Origin of the sequence: Actinomycetospora lemnae (assembly GCF_028737315.1) — a bacterium.
GTDB lineage: Bacteria > Actinomycetota > Actinomycetes > Mycobacteriales > Pseudonocardiaceae > Actinomycetospora > Actinomycetospora lemnae.
In genome coordinates, this window is the sequence record NZ_JAQZAO010000003.1 from 64,332 (window position 1) to 81,105 (window position 16,774).

General features: G+C 73.8%; 16 protein-coding genes. 14 read left to right on the forward strand and 2 right to left on the reverse strand.

Going from position 1 to position 16,774, the window contains the following annotated elements:
- The first annotated feature begins 37 nt into the window (after positions 1-37).
- The 4 genes from PGB27_RS07210 (at position 38) to PGB27_RS07225 (ending at position 3,264) form a co-directional block, all read left to right on the forward strand.
- Complete coding sequence (locus tag PGB27_RS07210) at positions 38-352, forward strand: hypothetical protein (protein ID WP_274199690.1); 315 nt, start codon at positions 38-40, stop codon at positions 350-352.
- Positions 349-1,866: a sodium:solute symporter family protein gene (locus tag PGB27_RS07215; protein ID WP_274199691.1), complete on the forward strand. Its 1,518-nt coding sequence runs from the start codon at positions 349-351 to the stop codon at positions 1,864-1,866. The genes PGB27_RS07210 and PGB27_RS07215 overlap by 4 nt, the downstream gene beginning before the upstream one ends.
- 167 nt (positions 1,867-2,033) lie before the next feature.
- Positions 2,034-2,306, forward strand: a complete 273-nt coding sequence (locus PGB27_RS07220) for an antibiotic biosynthesis monooxygenase family protein (protein WP_274199692.1) — start codon at positions 2,034-2,036, stop codon at positions 2,304-2,306.
- Between the two features lie 229 nt (positions 2,307-2,535).
- Positions 2,536-3,264, forward strand: a complete 729-nt coding sequence (locus PGB27_RS07225; protein ID WP_274199693.1) for a DUF4386 domain-containing protein — start codon at positions 2,536-2,538, stop codon at positions 3,262-3,264.
- Positions 3,265-3,296: 32 nt separating this feature from the next.
- Here PGB27_RS07225 and PGB27_RS07230 read toward each other — a convergent pair whose 3' ends face one another.
- Positions 3,297-4,217 (reverse strand): 1,4-dihydroxy-2-naphthoyl-CoA synthase, encoded by a 921-nt coding sequence (locus PGB27_RS07230; RefSeq protein WP_274199694.1) that lies wholly within the window; start codon positions 4,215-4,217, stop codon positions 3,297-3,299.
- Positions 4,218-4,322: 105 nt separating this feature from the next.
- Between PGB27_RS07230 and PGB27_RS07235 the strand changes: the two genes are divergently transcribed.
- The 6 genes from PGB27_RS07235 to PGB27_RS07260 all read left to right on the forward strand — a co-directional run bounded on the left by PGB27_RS07235 (position 4,323) and on the right by PGB27_RS07260 (position 11,630).
- Positions 4,323-5,663, forward strand: a complete 1,341-nt coding sequence (locus PGB27_RS07235) for an HNH endonuclease signature motif containing protein (protein WP_274199695.1) — start codon at positions 4,323-4,325, stop codon at positions 5,661-5,663.
- Between the two features lie 141 nt (positions 5,664-5,804).
- Positions 5,805-7,151: an MFS transporter gene (locus PGB27_RS07240; protein ID WP_274199696.1), complete on the forward strand. Its 1,347-nt coding sequence runs from the start codon at positions 5,805-5,807 to the stop codon at positions 7,149-7,151.
- A gap of 30 nt (positions 7,152-7,181) precedes the next feature.
- Positions 7,182-8,915: a (2,3-dihydroxybenzoyl)adenylate synthase gene (locus PGB27_RS07245; RefSeq protein ID WP_274199697.1), complete on the forward strand. Its 1,734-nt coding sequence runs from the start codon at positions 7,182-7,184 to the stop codon at positions 8,913-8,915.
- The gene (locus PGB27_RS07250) at positions 8,912-10,480 is read left to right on the forward strand and encodes an FAD-dependent monooxygenase (protein WP_274199698.1); all 1,569 of its coding nucleotides are present in this window, start codon (positions 8,912-8,914) and stop codon (positions 10,478-10,480) included. Before PGB27_RS07245 ends, PGB27_RS07250 begins: the two co-directional genes overlap by 4 nt.
- Positions 10,481-10,534: 54 nt before the next feature.
- Complete coding sequence (locus PGB27_RS07255) at positions 10,535-11,260, forward strand: TetR/AcrR family transcriptional regulator (protein WP_274199699.1); 726 nt, start codon at positions 10,535-10,537, stop codon at positions 11,258-11,260.
- Between the two features lie 19 nt (positions 11,261-11,279).
- Complete coding sequence (locus tag PGB27_RS07260; protein ID WP_274199700.1) at positions 11,280-11,630, forward strand: TfoX/Sxy family protein; 351 nt, start codon at positions 11,280-11,282, stop codon at positions 11,628-11,630.
- On the opposite strand, the gene menE is transcribed toward PGB27_RS07260, so the two are convergent.
- A complete protein-coding gene (menE, locus tag PGB27_RS07265) occupies positions 11,579-12,742 on the reverse strand; it encodes an o-succinylbenzoate--CoA ligase (protein WP_274199701.1) in 1,164 nt (387 codons plus the stop codon). The two genes, PGB27_RS07260 and menE, sit on opposite strands and share 52 nt — an antisense overlap.
- A gap of 18 nt (positions 12,743-12,760) precedes the next feature.
- Between menE and PGB27_RS07270 the strand changes: the two genes are divergently transcribed.
- The 4 genes from PGB27_RS07270 (at position 12,761) to PGB27_RS07285 (ending at position 16,738) form a co-directional block, all read left to right on the forward strand.
- Complete coding sequence (locus PGB27_RS07270; RefSeq protein ID WP_274199702.1) at positions 12,761-13,714, forward strand: o-succinylbenzoate synthase; 954 nt, start codon at positions 12,761-12,763, stop codon at positions 13,712-13,714.
- 60 nt (positions 13,715-13,774) lie between these two features.
- On the forward strand, positions 13,775-14,227 hold the full coding sequence (gene cynS / locus PGB27_RS07275) for a cyanase (protein WP_274199703.1): 453 nt from the start codon (positions 13,775-13,777) through the stop codon (positions 14,225-14,227).
- Between the two features lie 179 nt (positions 14,228-14,406).
- Entirely contained in the window at positions 14,407-15,228 is an 822-nt protein-coding gene (locus tag PGB27_RS07280) for a TIGR02569 family protein (RefSeq protein WP_408630033.1), read from the forward strand.
- Between the two features lie 142 nt (positions 15,229-15,370).
- Positions 15,371-16,738: a nitrate/nitrite transporter gene (locus PGB27_RS07285; protein WP_274199705.1), complete on the forward strand. Its 1,368-nt coding sequence runs from the start codon at positions 15,371-15,373 to the stop codon at positions 16,736-16,738.
- Positions 16,739-16,774 lie beyond the last annotated feature (36 nt).

The window sequence follows — 16,774 nt, forward strand, 5'->3', positions numbered from 1 at the left end:
GTTCCACCGCGCTACCGCCCACGACGACGGGAGCACCATGGACCGACGACGACCCGATCAGACCGCGACGCCGCCCGCGGAGGGCCCACCTCTGCGCGAACCCGTCCGATTCCCGTGGCTCTGGGTCGCCATGGGCGTCGTCGTGCTCGCGGGGGTGCCCCTCTACCTGCCGGCCGGGACCATCGAGCCGCTCGTGGGCGGCATCCCGTTCTGGCTGCTCATCAGCGTCGCCGCCACCCTCGCCTTCAGCGCGCTGACGTGCTGGGCGTGCCTGCGTGCCTGGAACCTTGCCGAGCCGGCCGAGGAGGCCGCGGCGGCGGCCCGTGAGCAGGACGCGGAGGTGCGCCCGTGAACGGCCTGAGCTTCTCCGGCACGAGCGGGGTCCTCGTGCTCGGCGCCTACGCCGTGGTCATGCTGGCCATCGGGTGGTGGGCCGGGCGCGGCACGACGTCGACGTCCGCCCGCAGCTACTACCTCTCGGGCGGCGGCCTCGGCTTCGTCGCCCTGTTCTTCACGCTCTACGCGACGCAGTACAGCGGCAACTCGATCGTCGGTTACGCCCCCGAGGCGTACCGGTCGGGCTTCAGCTGGTGGCAGTCGGTCCCGTTCATGATCGCCGTCATCGCGGCGTACCTGCTGTTCGCGCCGCGCCTGTACGTCGTGGCGAAGCGGGAAGGGTTCATCACACCGACCGACTGGGTCCGGCACCGCTTCGGGTCGGGGAAGCTGACGATCCTCGTCGCGGTCCTCATGCTGTGGGGACTCGCCAACTACCTGCTCGAGCAGCTCGTGGCCATGGGCCAGGGCATCGCCGGGCTGACCGGGACGACGATCCCCTACGAGGTCGGCGTCATCGCGTTCGTGCTCGTCATGCTCGTCTACTCCTGGTCGGGCGGGATGCGTGCCGTCGCGCTCACCGACGTCATGCAGGGCATCGCGCTGCTCGTCGGGATCGGCGTGCTGCTCTTCGGTGCGCTCTACCTCGTCGGCGGCGACCTCGGTGGTGTCACCGCGGCCCTGGCCCAGACCGACCCGGAGAAGGTCGCGGTACCGGAGACGGCGACGTCGGTGGAATGGCTGTCGATGATCGTGATGATCGGCCTCGGCGCCGCGGTCTACCCGCACGCGATCCAGCGCATCTACGCCGCCCGCAGTGAGCGCACGCTCAAGCGCTCGCTGGCCGTGATGGCGTGGATGCCGTTGCTGACGACGGCGGTCGTGTTCGTGGTCGGGATCGTCGGGACCCAGCTCTTCCCCGGACTCTCCGAGGACGACTCCGAGCAGCTGGTCGGCATGATCGCCAACCAGGTCGCCGGCATCAACGTCGTCTTCTACCTCATGATGATCCTGCTGTTCGGCGGGGTCGTCGCGGCCATCGTCTCCACCGCCGACTCGGCGCTGCTGGCGTTCTCGTCGGTCGTCTCCCGGGACATCTACGGGCGCCACATCGCGCCGGACGCGTCGGAGAAGCGGCAGGTGCTCGTCGGGAAGGTCGCGGGCGTCGTCGCCGTCGCGATCCTCCTCGTCCTCGCGTGGAACCCGCCCGGGACGCTGTACGAGATCTTCGTGCTGAAGTTCGAACTGATCGTGCAGCTCGCGCCGGTGTTCATGCTCGGGCTCTACTGGCGGCGGATGGCCGCCGGCCCGGCGTTCTGGGGGATGCTCGCCGGGGCGCTCCTCTCCGGCGGGCTGACCGTCGCGGGTGTCGACGACTTCGGCGGCGTGCCCGGCGGGCTCGTCGGCCTCGCGGTCAACGTCCTCATCTGCGTGGTCGGGTCGCTGATGGTGGGGCGTCCCGACGACGGCCCCGACGAGGACCCGCTGGCGGCGGAGCCGGCGAGGGCGGGCGCGGCCTCGTCGGCCTGACCCGGGCTTCCCCGCCGGGTGCCCGTGCTCAACTCACCCGGACCCGACGTGCTCGCCGTCCCGGTGGGCAACGGACCTGCTCCCAGCTCCGATCAGGCGCGCCTTGACCTCGACCGTCGTCGAGTTCCTAGCGTCCCGGTCGGTCCACGGCGGAAGGAGCAGAGACCGTGATCGTCACCGTCGCCCGGGTCACCGACCCCGATCGGTTCCTGGAGATCTTCGAGACCGTCGGCGTGGAGAAGCGGCGACAGCACGGCTGCCGCGCCGCCCGTGCCTACGTCGATCCCGACGACCCGCACCGGATGTGGTCCGTCTTCGACTGGGACCAGGAGGACTACGACGGGTTCCTCGCGGACCCGGCGATCCCGGCCATCGCCCGCGAGCTCGGACTCCAGGGCCCACCCGTCCACGTCGTCCCGGCGCGTCAGCTCGAGGCCTGACGGGCGACCTGCTCGGAAAGCCAGCGGACCGCCTCCGACACAGCGTGTATCGAGCCGTCTTCTGACGGTCAGAAGCCTGAGCGGTGGGCAACCGCGCAGACACCCTCCGCACGTCTCAGTGTGGCTTCTCGCCGGCCTTCGGCCGGACGGTGGCTAGGCACGCCGTCCACTGAGCGGGACCTTGACGTCCCGTGCGCGAACACGGAGTGCTGCACCGGGAAGGGCGATCATGACCACAACCGTTCCTCGGGATACGACCGAACAGCCGCCGAGAAATGCGCGCAAGGTCGCCAGTCTGACGGGCTGGTTGATGGTGATCACCTTTGCCACGTCGATACCGGCGTACTTCGTCTTCTACGCCCCTCTGAGGGAGGCTCCTGAGTCCATCTCGGGGTCCGGGTTCGATCCCACGGCAAGTGTTGCGTCGGGCGCTCTGCTCGAGCTCATCCTGATCGTGGCCAACGTCGGCACAGCTGTCGTGCCTTACGTGATCTTCAGGCGATACAGCGAAGGCCTCGCGCTGAGCTACGTTGCTGCCCGCCTGGTCGAGGCCATCTTCATCGCCATCGGCATCGTCAGCGCACTGACGTTCATCTTCATGCGACAGGAAGGCGCTGCAGTTGCGGACCCAGGCCTGGGACTGGTCTTCGCGGCGATCTATGATCGCGCCTTCTTGATGGGCCCAGGAATCTTCGCGGGCGTCGCGAACGGCATGATCCTCGGCTTCCTCATGTTCCGGTCAGGACTGGTTCCGAAGGGACTGGCAGTGGTGGGACTGATCGGGGGCCCGCTGCTCGTCCTGTCGAGTGTGGCCGTCATGTTCGACGTGATCGACCGCGGCGGTACCGTGCAGGGCCTGGCGACCATCCCCGAGTTCATCTGGGAGCTGTCGTTCGGCGTGTACCTCATCGTCAGAGGTTTCAAGACCGTACCGACGCCGGTCGCGGACAGCCGCTGACCGAACGACTGACCTGTGACGACGCCGCCGGTTCAGTAGTACCAGGGGAACGGGCTCCAGTCGGGTGCGCGCTTCTGCAGGAAGGCGTCCTTGCCCTCGGTGGCCTCGTCGGTCATGTACGCGAGGCGGGTCGTCTCGCCGGCGAAGAGCTGCTGGCCGACGAGGCCGTCGTCGGGGAGGTTGAACGCGTACTTGAGCATCCGCTGCGCCTGCGGTGACTTGCCGAGGATCTCGCGCGCCCACTGGATCGCCGTCGTCTCGAGCTCGGCGTGCGGGACGGCCTCGTTCACCGCGCCCATCGCGTGCATCTGCTCGGCGGTGTAGGTCCGGCCCAGGAAGAAGATCTCGCGGGCGAACTTCTGGCCGACCGCGCGGGCCAGGTACGCCGACCCGAAGGCCGCGTCGAAGCTCCCGACGTCGGCGTCGGTCTGCTTGAACCGCGCGTGCTCGGCGCTCGCCAGCGTCAGGTCGGCCACGGCGTGCAGCGAGTGCCCGCCGCCCGCCGCCCAGCCGTTGACGACCGCGATGACGACCTTCGGCATGAACCGGATGAGCCGCTGGCACTCGAGGATGTGCAGTCGCCCGGCGCGGCCCTTCTCGTCCGCGGACACCTCGGTCTCGGACTCCGCGTACTGGTAGCCCGTGCGCCCGCGGATGCGCTGGTCACCGCCGGAGCAGAAGGCGTGCCCGCCGTCCTTCGTCGACGGCCCGTTGCCCGTCAGCAGCACGACGCCGACGTCGGCGCTGGTGCGGGCGTGCTCGAGGGCGGACGCCAGCTCGTCGACGGTGTGGGGGCGGAAGGCGTTGCGGACCTCCGGCCGGTCGAACGCGATCCGCACGCAGCCCAGCTCGACGTGGCGGTGGTAGGTGATGTCGGTGAAGTCGCTGACGTCGGGGCCCGGCACCTCCCGCCACGCGGTCGGGTCGAAGAGCGGGGCGTCGGTGTCGACCATGGGCCGGGAGCCTAGGAGGTGCGCCCGAGGCGGGCCCGGTGGTTGCTGAGGCGGTCTCAGCGTCCAGCGCCGTCACTGTCGGGGGTGCGGTCTACGTTCGAACACATGAGCGAAGACGTGGTCGGGCCGGCGGAGCGCGAGGCGCTCGACCGCGCTCGGCGACGTCTGGTCGCGTCCCGGTGCGAGTACTACCGGCGGCTCGAGGACATCGCCGAGCTCGACCGGCTCGGCGTCGCCCTGCAGACCGGCGACCGTGTCGTCGACCGGCTCGTGGGTGATCTGGGGCTGGTCGACCGGGCCGAGGCGAAGCGGTGGGTCGACGAGGCCGAGGACCTCGTGCCCCGTCGGTCGCTGCAGGGCGAGCTGCTGCCGCCGCGCTATCCGTGCACGGCGGTCGCGCTGGCCGAGGGGCGGACCGGCCCGGAGCAGGTGGCGGTCATCCGGCGGACGATGGCGCGGCTGGGGCGGCTGGAGGCCATCTCGGTCGTCGACCTCGCCGAGTGCGAGCGAATCCTGGCCGAGGCGGCGACGGGGCTGCCGCCGCGGATGCTGCGCACGGTCGCCGAGCGGCTGATCGCGGAGTTCGACCCCGACGGGGTCGCTCCGCCGGACGACGCCGACCGGTTCGACGAGCTCCGCCTGGTGCGCCGCAGGGACGGGTCGTTGGCCATCAAGGGCCGCATCCAGGACCCGCTCGACGCCGAGACGATCGTCGAGGTGTTCGACGTGCTGTCCACCCCGGCCGGTGCCCACGACGACCGTGACCTGCCGCGACGCCACGCCGACGCCCTCAAGGACCTCGCGCAGAACGCCCTCGGCGCCACCGGCCTGGCCGCCGACGCCCGTCCCGAGGGTGAGGGTCCCTCAGAGGCCGCCGGCGCCGACGCCGACGAGGTCGACCCGACGCAGCAGGCACCGATCCCCGAGCCGCGCGGTCCCCGATCGTCCCGGGAGCCGGCCGGAGCCGGTCGGGCGCTCCTGACGATCACCATCGACCACCGCTGGCTCGGCGCGGCGATCGGGCACGGCACGCTGGACTCCGGCGTCGCGGTCGACGTCGACACCGTGCGTCGGTGGGCGTGCGACGCCGGGATCGTCCCCATGGTCCTCGGCAGCCGCTCCGAGCCCCTCGACGTCGGGCGGCTGTCGTACACCGTCCCCGAGGCCATCCGCCGGGCGCTCGTCGTCCGCGACGGAGGCTGTGCGTTCCCCGGCTGCACCCGACGCCCACGGCGCTGCCACGCCCACCACGTCGACCACTGGCAGGACGGCGGCAAGACGGCGCTGGACAACCTGACCCTGCTCTGCCGGTTCCACCACCAGCTCGTCCACCACGGGCACTGGACCGTGGCGATCGTCGACGGACTGCCCTGGTTCACGCCGCCGAGCTGGATCGACCCGGAACGACAACCCCGGCTCGGAGGACGAGCACGCGTCGCTGCCTGACCCGAGCCCGGTGGGCCTACGGAGACCCGCGGGTGCGGGCGTTGTTCACCACTGTCGAAACATTGACACTCGTGTCGACCAGGCCCTACCTTTGGTGACGCCCGCCACCCTCTGCGGGCGTCACCACGAAGGGAGACGACGGTGTCGTCCTCGGAATCACCAGCTCCGGCATCCACGGCCCCGGCCGCCGCTCCGGCCCCGCGGATCTCGCCGCGCAGCGCCGCGGCCGCCGTCGCGATCTGCTTCGGCGCGATCGTCTTCGACGGCTACGACCTGATCGTCTACGGCTCGGCGGTGCCGGCGCTGCTGGCACACCCCGAGTGGGACATGACGCCGGCGCAGGTCGGCGCCATCGGGAGCTACGCCCTGCTCGGCATGTTCCTGGGCGCGATCACCGCGGGCACGCTCACCGACCGCTTCGGGCGTCGCCGGCTCTTCATCGTCGCCCTCACGTGGTTCTCGCTGATGATGCTGCTGGCCGCGCTCGCCCCGACGCCGTTCGCGCTGGGCGTCTTCCGGTTCCTCGGCGGGCTGGGCTTCGGCGGCATCCCGCCGACGGCCATCGCCCTCGTCATGGAGGTCGCGCCGGCCGCCCGCCGGCACATGATCAACGGCCTGATGCTGTGCGGCTTCCCGCTCGGCGGTGTGCTCGCGGCGCTGCTCGCGCTGTTCCTGCTCGAGCCCGCCGGCTTCCGGGTGCTGTTCGCGGTGGGTGCGCTGCCGCTGGTCACGCTCGTCCCGCTCGCTCTCTGGCTGCTCCCCGAGTCGCCCGGCTTCGTCGCCCGAGCCGGACGCGCGGCCCGCGGACAGGTCCGCGCCCTGTTCCGCGGCCGGGCCGCCGTGGCGACGCTGCTGTTCGTGGTCGCCAACTTCTGCGGCTTCCTGCTGGTCTTCGGCCTCAACACCTGGCTGCCGCAGCTCATGCGCGGCGCCGGCTACGCGCTGGGCTCGGCGCTGGCGTTCCTGCTGGTCCTCAACCTCGGCGCGATCGTCGGCGGGCTCGTCGGCTCATCCCTCGCCGATCGCTTCGGCAGCCGCTGGATCGCCACCACGCTGTTCGTGCTCGCGACGGCGTCGCTGCTGCTCATCGCGGTGCCGCTGCCGACGGTCGTGCTGTACGCGCTGGTGTTCGTCGCCGGCGCGGCGACCACCGGCAACCAGATCGTCGTCTACGGCTACGTCGCCGCCCACCACCCGCTCGCAAGCCGAGCCACCGCGCTCGGGGTCAGCAGCGGCGTCGGCCGCCTCGGCGCCGTGACGGGCCCGGTCCTCGGCGGGGCGCTGCTCTCCGCCGGCGTCGGGCTCGGCGGCAACGTCGCGATCTTCGCGCTGGTGGCGGTCCTCGGTGCGCTCGCCTGCGCCCTGGTGCCCCGCGCGACCAGCACCGACGAACCCGCCGACGACCCCGCCGACGACCCCGCCCGCACCGCCCACGACACCGGCAGCCCGGGAGCGGCCCCGGCCCCGCCCGCCCGGGTCCAGGCCTGACACCCGCGTCGACGGAGAGGAGGAGACACCATGTCGGTCGAGGCCGCCCCGACAGCACCGACGACCCCGCCGGCCCGGACAGCCTTCACACAACCGCCCGCCTTGGCGTCACCGGCGTTCCGGCCCGAGCTCGCCGAGCGCTACCGGCGCGAGGGCCACTGGGGCGCCGAGCCCCTCGGCGAGGTCCTGCGCGCGGCGATGCGCCGCCGCCCCGAGCACCCCGCGCTCGTCACGCCCGGGTCCCGCTGGACGTACCGCGACCTCGACGCGGCGAGCGACGCCGTCGCGGCCGGGCTGCTCACGCGCACCGCGCTCCGCCCGGGCGACCGGGTCGTGTTCCAGCTCGGGAACGTCGCCGAGACCGTCGTCGCGTACTACGGCGTGGTCAAGGCCGGCATCGTGCCCGTGTGCACGCTGCCCCAGCACGGCGTGCGCGAGATCGGGCTGCTCGCCGAGCACACCGGCGCGCGCGGCCACCTCGTGCAGGCCGACGTCCCCCGCCGTGACCTCGTCGCCGAGGGGCAGCGCCTGCAGGAGACCGTCGACGGGCTGGACACGCTGGTCGTCGTCCGCGGCGCCGCGCCGGCGGGTGCCGTGGCGTTCGACGAGCTGCTGGCCACGGGCGCCGGGGAGGCCACGACGCTCCCGCGACCCGACCCCGACGACGTCGTCGCGTTCCAGCTCTCCGGCGGGACGACGGGCCTGCCCAAGGTCGCCCCGCGACGTCACCACGAGTACGCCTACAACTCCCTGGCCTGGGCCCGGGCCCTCGAGCTCGACGAGGACTCGGTGGTGATGCACCCGCTGCCGGTCATGCACAACGCCGGGATCGCCGCGGCGCTGCAGCCCGCGCACCTCACGGGCGGGACCTTCGTGCTCGCGCCCGGCGCGGACGCCGAGACGGTGCTGGAGCTGGTCGAGCGCGAGCGCGTCACGGTCGTGCCCGTGGTGCCGCCCGCCGTCGCGATCCGCCTGCTCGACCACCCGCGGGCCCGCGACGCCGACCTCGGCAGCATCCGGCGTTTCGCCCTCGGCGGTCAGCGCCCGTCGGTCGAGCTGCTCGACCGCCTCGAGGCGGAGCTGGGCATCCCGACCCAGCAGATGTTCGGCATGGCCGAGGGGATGTTCCTGTACACGCCGCCGGAGAGCCCGCTGTGGGTGCGCCGGCACACCGTCGGCACGCCGATCTCGCCCGCCGACGAGGTGCGCGTGCTCGACGTCGGCACCGACGACGAGGTCGCCGACGGCGAGCTGGGCGAGATGGCCTGCCGCGGGCCGTACACGATCCCCGGCTACCACCGGGCCGAGGCGCACAACAGGAACGCCTTCACCGCCGACGGCTTCTACCGCACCGGTGACCTCGTCACGCGCCACGTCGTCGACGGCGTCCCGTACTACGCGATCGACGGGCGGATCAAGGACGTCATCAACCGCGGGGCCGAGAAGATCCACGCGGAGGAGGTCGAGGAGCTGCTCGTGCGGCACCCGGCCGTCCACGGCGCCGCGCTCGTCGCCATGCCCGACGCCGTGCTCGGCGAGCGCATCTGCGCCTACGTCGTGCCGGCCGGCCCAGCGGGCACAGCGGCGCCGACCCTCGACGAGCTCACCGCGTTCCTGCTGGACCAGGGGCTCGCGCGGTTCAAGCTCCCGGAGCGGGTGGAGGCCGTCGCGGCGTTCCCGCTGACGTCGGTCGGCAAGGTCTCGAAGAAGGACCTGCGCGCGGACATCGCCGCCAAGCTCGAGCACGAGGGGAGCCCGTCGTGAGGGTGGACAGCGTCGCGGTGCTCGGCGGGGGACCGGCGGGCCTCTACGCCGCGCGCCTGCTCAAGCTCGCGCACCCCGCAGCGCGGGTCGTGGTGCACGAGCAGTCGACGCCGGCGACGACCTTCGGGTTCGGCGTCGCGATCGCCGCGCGGACCCAGCGCAACCTCGAGGCCGCGGACCCGGCGACGCTCGCGGACATGCTCGCCGCCGGGCGCCCGCACGACATGCGGATGCTGGTGGGCGACCGGGAGGCGCGGGTGCACAACGGCGCGCTGATCGGCATCGCGCGCCCGGAGCTGCTGGCGATCCTCACCCGGCACGCGCAGGCGGCGGGCGTCGAGATCGAGCACGGGCGCCGCGTCGCGCTCGAGGAGCTGGACGCGGACCTCGTGGTGGTCGCCGACGGCGTCAACAGCCGCACGCGCACCGCGCTGGCCGACGCGCTCGGCGCGCACGTCGACGTCGCCGGCGGGCTCTACCTCTGGGCGGGTGTCGGCGTCGCCCTCGACACGGCGATCTTCGCGCCCGCCACCACCGCGCACGGCACGTTCGTCACGCACGCCTACCCCTACGCCGAGGGCCGCAGCACCTTCCTCGTCGAGACCGACGAGGCGACGTGGCGGGCGGCCGGGTTCGACGTCTCGACCGAGGAGACGCCGCCCGACGCGTCGGACACCGCGTCGCTGGCGTACCTGTCGGACGCCTTCGCCGACCGGCTCGGCGGGCACCGCCTCATCGGCAACCGCACCCGCTGGCTGCGCTTCCGCACCGTGCACTGCGACCGGTGGACCCACGGCAACGTCGTGCTGCTCGGGGACGCCGCGCACACCGCGCACTACTCGGTCGGCTCGGGCACCAAGCTCGCGATGGAGGACGCGATCGCGCTGGTCCGCGCGGTGCACGCCGCCGACGACCTGCCGGCCGCCCTGCGCACCTACGAGGCGGAGCGCCGGCCCCAGGTGGAGCGCCTCCAGGAGCTCGCGCGTCGCAGCCGGCTGTGGTGGGACTCGTTCCCGCAGCGCACGCACCTGCCGGTCGACCAGCTGATGGTCGCCTACATGACCCGCACGGGGAACGTCGACCTCACGCGCTTCGCGGGCACCAACCCGGACGTCGTGCGCCGCGGGCTCGCGGCCTACGCCGGCACCGCGGTCGACGCCCTGCACGACGACATCCTCGCGTGGGTGCTCGACCGGCCGCTCGAGCACGGCGGTCGACGCTGGGCCGGGCGGCTGCTCGACGCCGCCGAGCGGGAGCGGCTCTCGGCACCCCCCGGGGACGTCGTCGGCGACCTGGCCCGCGTCGAGGTCGACCTCGAGGACCCGTGGAGCGCCGAGGGCGACGTCCTGGTCAAGCGGCTGCACGACCTCGCCCAGCGCGGGTGGCGCGGGTTCTGGCTGACCGGGCCGGCGGCGCGCGGCGCCGTGCTGACCCGCCTCGACGTCGGCGAGCGGCTGCGCGAGGAGACCGGCGCGCTGGTCGTCGTCGAGGGGCCGCCCGACACCCTCGGCGACCTCGCCGCCGGCCTCGTGGCGGGGCGCACCGACCTCGTCTGCGCGGGGTAGGGCGCCGACGGGCACGATGGGGCGGTCCAGGGTCGCGCGGCGCCGGGGGTGGGGATGGCACGGCAACAGAGCCGCCGACGGCTGGTGGCCGACGAGCTGCTGGAGCACGCGGGCCGGCTGTTCGCGACCAAGGGCTACGCGAACACGTCGTTCCAGGACATCGCCGACGCCATGGGCGTGAGCCGGCCCGCGCTCTACCACTACGTCAGCAACAAGGAGGAGATCCTCGCCGCGCTCGTCCGCGACGTCCTCGAGCGCGTCGTGGAGATCCTCGAGGAGTCCGCGGCGCGCGAGGACCTCGACGCCGGCGAGCGCGTCGAGCTCGCGCTGCGCCGCATCGTGGTGAACAACGCCCACCACACGTCGCGCTTCCGGCTGCTCGACCGCAGCGAGCCCGACCTGCCCGAGGAGATCGCCGAGGTGCACCGCGCGGCCCGGCGCCGCGTGCTGCACCTGCTCACCGGGATGATCGAGACGGCCGTGGCGGCGGGGCACTTCCGGCCCCTGCCCGCGCGGACCGTCGCGCTCGCGATGCTGGGCACCGCGAACTGGGTCGCCTGGTGGTACCGCCCGGACCACGACGGCGACGCCGACGCGGTCGCCGACGTGCTCGTGGACGTCGCGCTCTCCGGGGTCCGCCGGCACGAGGGCCGGCAGGTCGAGGGCGGCCCGTGGGCGGCGCTGGCGCTGCTGCGCGAGGACATCAGCCACCTCGAGACGGCGATGACGAGCGCGCTGCGCAGCCGCGACGGCGACGACGAGGGTGGGGACGGGGCCTGAGGCGCGCCATACTCCGGCCGTGGCGTACGACACCGAGCTCGCCGAGCGGCTGCGCGCCCTGCTGGCGGCGCACGACGACCTCACCGAGAAGCGGATGTTCGGCGGCCAGGCGTTCCTGCTGGGCGGGCACATGACCGTGTGCGCGAGCAGCCGGGGCGTGCTCATGGTGCGGGTCGACCCGGCACGCGCCGACGTGCTGCTCGAGCGCCCGGGGGCCGGCCCCATGGAGATGCGGGGGCGTGAGCTGCGGGGCTGGCTCGACGTCGAGGGCGAGCTCGACGACGCCGCGCTGCAGGGCTGGGTCGGCGAGGGCGTCGCCTACGTGCGGTCGCTACCGCGCAAGGAGCCGCCCAAGGAGTCGTCCAGGTAGGTCCGCAGCGCCGCCCGGTCGGGCTTGCCGATCCCGCGCAGCGGCAGGGCGTCGAGCACGGTCACCGCGCGCGGCGCCGCCCGCCCGAGACCCGGGGCCACCGCGGCCCGCAGCGCCTCGCCGTCGAGCCCGTCGCCGACGACGGCGGCCACCACGCGCGCGCCCCACTCCGGGTCGGGCACCCCGACGACGCACGCCTCGCGCACCCCGTCCTGGGCGAGCAGGGCGCGCTCGACGGTGGCGGGCGCGACGTTCTCGCCGCCGGTGACGATGACGTCGTCGGCGCGTCCGAGGACCGCGAGGCGACCGTCGGGGGACCAGGCGCCGAGGTCGTTGGTGCGGAAGCCGTCTCCCGTGAACGCCGCGCGGTCGGCCTCGGACACCGCCCCCCGATAGCCCGCCGCGACCGTCGCCCCGCCGAGCACGATGCGCCCGTCGGGCTCGAGGTCCACGGTGACACCGTCGAGCGGGCGGCCGTCGTAGACACAGCCGCCGCAGGTCTCGCTCATGCCGTACGTGGTGACGAGCGGGACCCCCGCGGCCCGCGCCCGCTCGAACAGCGCGACGTCCGCGGCGGCGCCGCCCAGCAGCACGGCGGTGAACGACCGCAGCGCGTCGAGGACGTCGCCGCCCGCGTCGAGCAGGCGCACGAGCTGGGTGGGCACGAGGGAGGTGTAGGCGGCGCCGGCCTCTCCGGTCAGCGCGGCGAAGGCGTCGGGGCGGAAGCCCTCGCGCAGGTCCATCGCCGCCGCAGGCCGGCCGGCGTGCGCGGAGCGCAGCAGCACCTGCAGGCCCGCGACGTGGTGGGCGGGCAGCGCGAGCAGCCAGCGCCCGGGCGGGCCGATCCGCCGGGACGTCGCGTCGGCCGAGGCGCGCAGGGCGCTCGCCGGGAGCAGCACGGCCTTGGCGTCGCCGGTGGAGCCCGTGGTCGTCACGATCGCCGCGACGTCGTCGTCGACGGGGGCGAGGAGATCGGACGCGGGGGGCGGCTCGCCCGGCCCGGTCGGCAGCACCGCGGGGCCCTCGCCGTCGAGCGCGGCGGCCGCGAGCTCGGCGAGGCGGGCGGCGGCCTGCGGGCTCCCGTCGGTCGGGACCGGCTCCACGGCGCGCACCGATCTAGGGTAGGCGCGATGAGCGGCGTCTCCGTGGTCGCGCTGCCGATGCGCACCCGGTTCCGGGGGATCACGACGCGCGAGCTGGCGCTGGTCGAGGGCCCGGCGGGGTGGGGCGAGTTCTGCCCGTTCGTCGAGTACGACGACGCCGAGGCGCTCGCCTGGTGGCGCTGCGCGCGCGAGGCCGCGCACGACGGCTGGCCCGCGCCGGTGCGGGAGCGGGTCGAGGTCAACACCACCGTGCCGGCGGTCGGTCCGGAGGACGCGCACCGGATGGTGCGCGCCTCCGGCGCCCGCACGGCCAAGGTCAAGGTGGCCGAGAAGGGGCAGGACGCGGGCCAGGACCTCGCCCGCGTCGAGGCCGTCCGCGACGCGCTGGGCCCGGACGGGCGGGTGCGGGTGGACGCGAACGGCGGCTGGGACGTCGACGGCGCCGTCGCCGCGATCACCGCGCTGGCGCGGGCCGCGGGCGGGCTGGAGTACGTGGAGCAGCCGTGCGCGTCGGTCGACGAGCTGGCCGCGGTGCGCCGGCGGGTCGACGTGCCGGTGGCCGCCGACGAGTCGATCCGCCGGGCCGAGGACCCGCTGCGCGTCGCCCGCGCCGGGGCCGCCGACGTGGCGGTGCTCAAGGTGGCACCGCTCGGCGGGGTGCGCGCGGCGCTGCGGGTGGCCGAGGAGATCGGGCTGCCGTGCGTCGTGTCGTCGGCGGTGGAGAGCTCGGTGGGCCTCGCGGCCGGGCTCGCGCTCGCCGGCGCGCTGCCGGAGCTGCCGTACGCGTGCGGGCTGGGCACCGCCGACCTGCTCGCGGGCGACGTCGTCACCACGCCGCTGCACCCCGCCGCCGGGGTCCTCGACGTCCCGCGCCGCCCGCCGGAGCCCGACCCGGCCCTGCTCGCGCGCTACGCCGCGGACCCCGACACCCGCGACCGGTGGACCGCGCGCCTCGCCCGGGTACAGGCACGCGAGAGCTGAGGACAGTGACGTCCGGCCACCCCCCCGCAGCAGTCCCGCAGCAGTGAGGAGCACGCGGAGATGACGGACAAGGACGACCGCCTCGAGGCCGGCCGCGACATCGTGCGCGCGAAGGAGGCCCGCGGCGTCAGCTGGGCCGAGCTCGCGAAGGCACTGGACCGGTCGCTGGTGTGGACGACGTCGGCGCTGCTCGGGCAGCAGCCGCTGGACGCCGAGCAGGCGCGCACGATCGGCGACCTGCTCGACCTCGACGACGAGACCGTCGACGCGCTGACCCTGCCGCCGGTGCGCGGCGACCTCGCCCACGACCCGACCGAGCCGGTGACCTACCGCCTGCAGGAAGCCCTGCAGGTCTACGGCACGAGCATCCACGAGCTCATCCGCGAGGAGTTCGGCGACGGCATCATGAGCGCCATCGACTTCACCCTCGACCTCGAGCGCGTCGAGGACCCCAAGGGCGACCGGGTGAAGCTGACGTTCAACGGCAAGTTCCTGCCGTACAAGGTCTGGTAGGGACCGAGCTGGACCCTGACGTGGGCCGACACGCCGGGTCGGGCTGAAGGGGTCGCTCCCCGCGCGCGAGTAGCGTGCGCAGCGTGACCGCCGCGCCCACGCACAAGACGGCGCCCTCGCCCGAGGCCGAGGACGCCGATGCGGGCGCGAGCGCCGGGACGGCGGGGTCGGACCCGCGCCTGGAGCACGGCCCGCCCGAGCACGTCCGCACCGCGTTCGGGGTGCGGGACGCGGTGCCGCGGCCGCGCCCCGACCTGCCCGGACCCGCGTGGCGCTGCGACTCGCTGGTGCTGCGCCCGGTCGCCGACACCGTGCTCGCGGCGTGGTCGGCGGGCGCGATCGAGGAGCTCGCGGCCGTCGGCGTCGACGGGCTGCGCCTGGCCCGGCCGGTGCGCGCCAGCGACGGCCGCCGCGTGGTGGCCGGCTGGGCCGCGAGCCACGACGTCGCGGGACGCGTCGAGCCGCGCCACGACGACGTCGTCGCCGCGTCCCTGCGCCTGCACCGGGCGACGGCGCGCCTGGATCGCCCGCGCCTGGTCGACGACCGCGACGACCTGCTCGCCCGCGCCGACCGGGCCGCGTTCGGCGAGCGCACGGTCGCGCTCGACCCCGAGACCGGCGGGACGCTGTTCGGCGAGCTCGCGCGCCGCCGGCGCCCGCTCGAGCGCCCGTCCCAGCTCGTGCACGGCGACCTGTTCGGCACCGTGCTCTTCGACCCCTCCGACCCCGGCGCGCCGCCCGCGGTGCTCGACCTCGTGCCGTTCTGGCGCCCGGTGGAGTGGGCGGCGGCGGTCGTCGTCATCGACGCGCTGGCCTGGGGCGGCGCCGACCCCGGGATCCTGACGCGCTGGGCGCACCTCGTGCAGTGGCCCCAGATGCTGCTCCACGCGCTGCTGTTCCGCCTCGCCGTGCACGCGCAGCACCCGTCGTGCACCCGCGAGTCGCTGCAGGGCCTCGAGCACGCGGCGCGCCTCGTCGGCAGCCTGCTGCCGCCGTCCTGAGCGGACCTCCCGGCGTGACGCGGCCCGCACGGCGCGGTTGCGCCGCGGCAACACAGGGTCACACCGCCGTCACACCGGCTTCCTAACGTCCGCCTCTCCACCACCGACCGGCTGCCCTGCGGCCGGGTGAGGAGGCGAGACGATGGCGCCAGCCCTGCTGCGCGGACGCTGGATCGACGACTGGCGCCCCGAGGACGAGACGTTCTGGCAGCGCACGGGCAAGCGGATCGCGAACCGGAACCTGTGGTTCTCGGTCTTCTCCGAGCACATCGGGTTCTCGATCTGGACCCTGTTCTCCGTCCTCGTGCTCTTCATGGGGCCCGACTACGGCATCGACGCCGCCGGCAAGTTCCTGCTGGTCTCGGTGGCGACGTTCGTGGGGGCGGCGCTGCGGCTGCCCTACAGCCTCGCCGTCGCGGTGGTCGGTGGGCGGAACTGGACGGTGATCAGCGCCGCGCTCCTGCTCGTGCCGACGATCCTGCTGGCCGTGTTCATGGAGCCCGGCACCTCGTACACCACGTTGGTCGTGATCTCGGCGCTCGTCGGGCTCGGCGGGGGCAACTTCGCCTCGTCGATGACCAACATCAACGCGTTCTTCCCGGACCGGGCCAAGGGCGCGGCGCTCGGCATCAACGCCGGCGGCGGGAACCTGGGTGTGGCCGTCATCCAGCTCGTCGGCCTGCTGATCATCGCGACCGCGGGGCCCGACGCGCCGCGCCTCCTGCTCGCGGTCTACATCCCCCTGATCGTGCTGTCGCTCGCGGGCGCCGCGCTGTTCATGGACAACATCTCGTCGGTGCGCAACGACGGCGGCGCCCTGAAGGAGGCCGCCCGCGACGCCCAGACGTGGGTGATGGCGTTCCTCTACATCGGGACGTTCGGGTCCTTCATCGGCTACAGCTTCGCCTTCGGCCTGGTCCTACAGAACCAGTTCGGCCGCACCCCGCTCCAGGCCGCGGCGGTGACGTTCATCGGGCCGCTGCTCGGGTCGCTGATCCGACCCGTCGGCGGCTGGCTCTCCGACCGCGTCGGCGGCGTGAGGGTGACCTTCTGGAACTTCGCGGCGATGGCGGTGTCCACCGTGATCTGCATCGCCGCGTCGGGCATCGACTCGCTGGCCCTGTTCACCGTCGGGTTCGTGCTGCTGTTCATCACGTCGGGCATCGGCAACGGCTCGACGTACAAGATGATCCCGTCGATCTTCCGTACCAAGGCGCTCGCCGCGACCGAGGAGCGCGGGTGGGACCAGGAGACCGCGCTGCTGTGGGCGCGGCGCATCTCCGGGGCCGCGATCGGGATCACCGCCGCCGTCGGCGCGTTCGGCGGCCTGCTCATCAACCTCGCCTTCCGGTCGTCGTTCCAGTCCACGCAGTCGGGCGCGCCGGCGTTCTGGGCGTTCCTGGTCTTCTACGCGGCCTGCATGGTGGTGACGTTCGCCGTCTACATGCGCAGCGCCACGGCGGCGACCGACCCGACGACGGGTACGCGGGTCTCGTACGCGGAGGTCTGATCCCTGTCCGCCGGTGTGCCGCGGCGCCGCGACCTA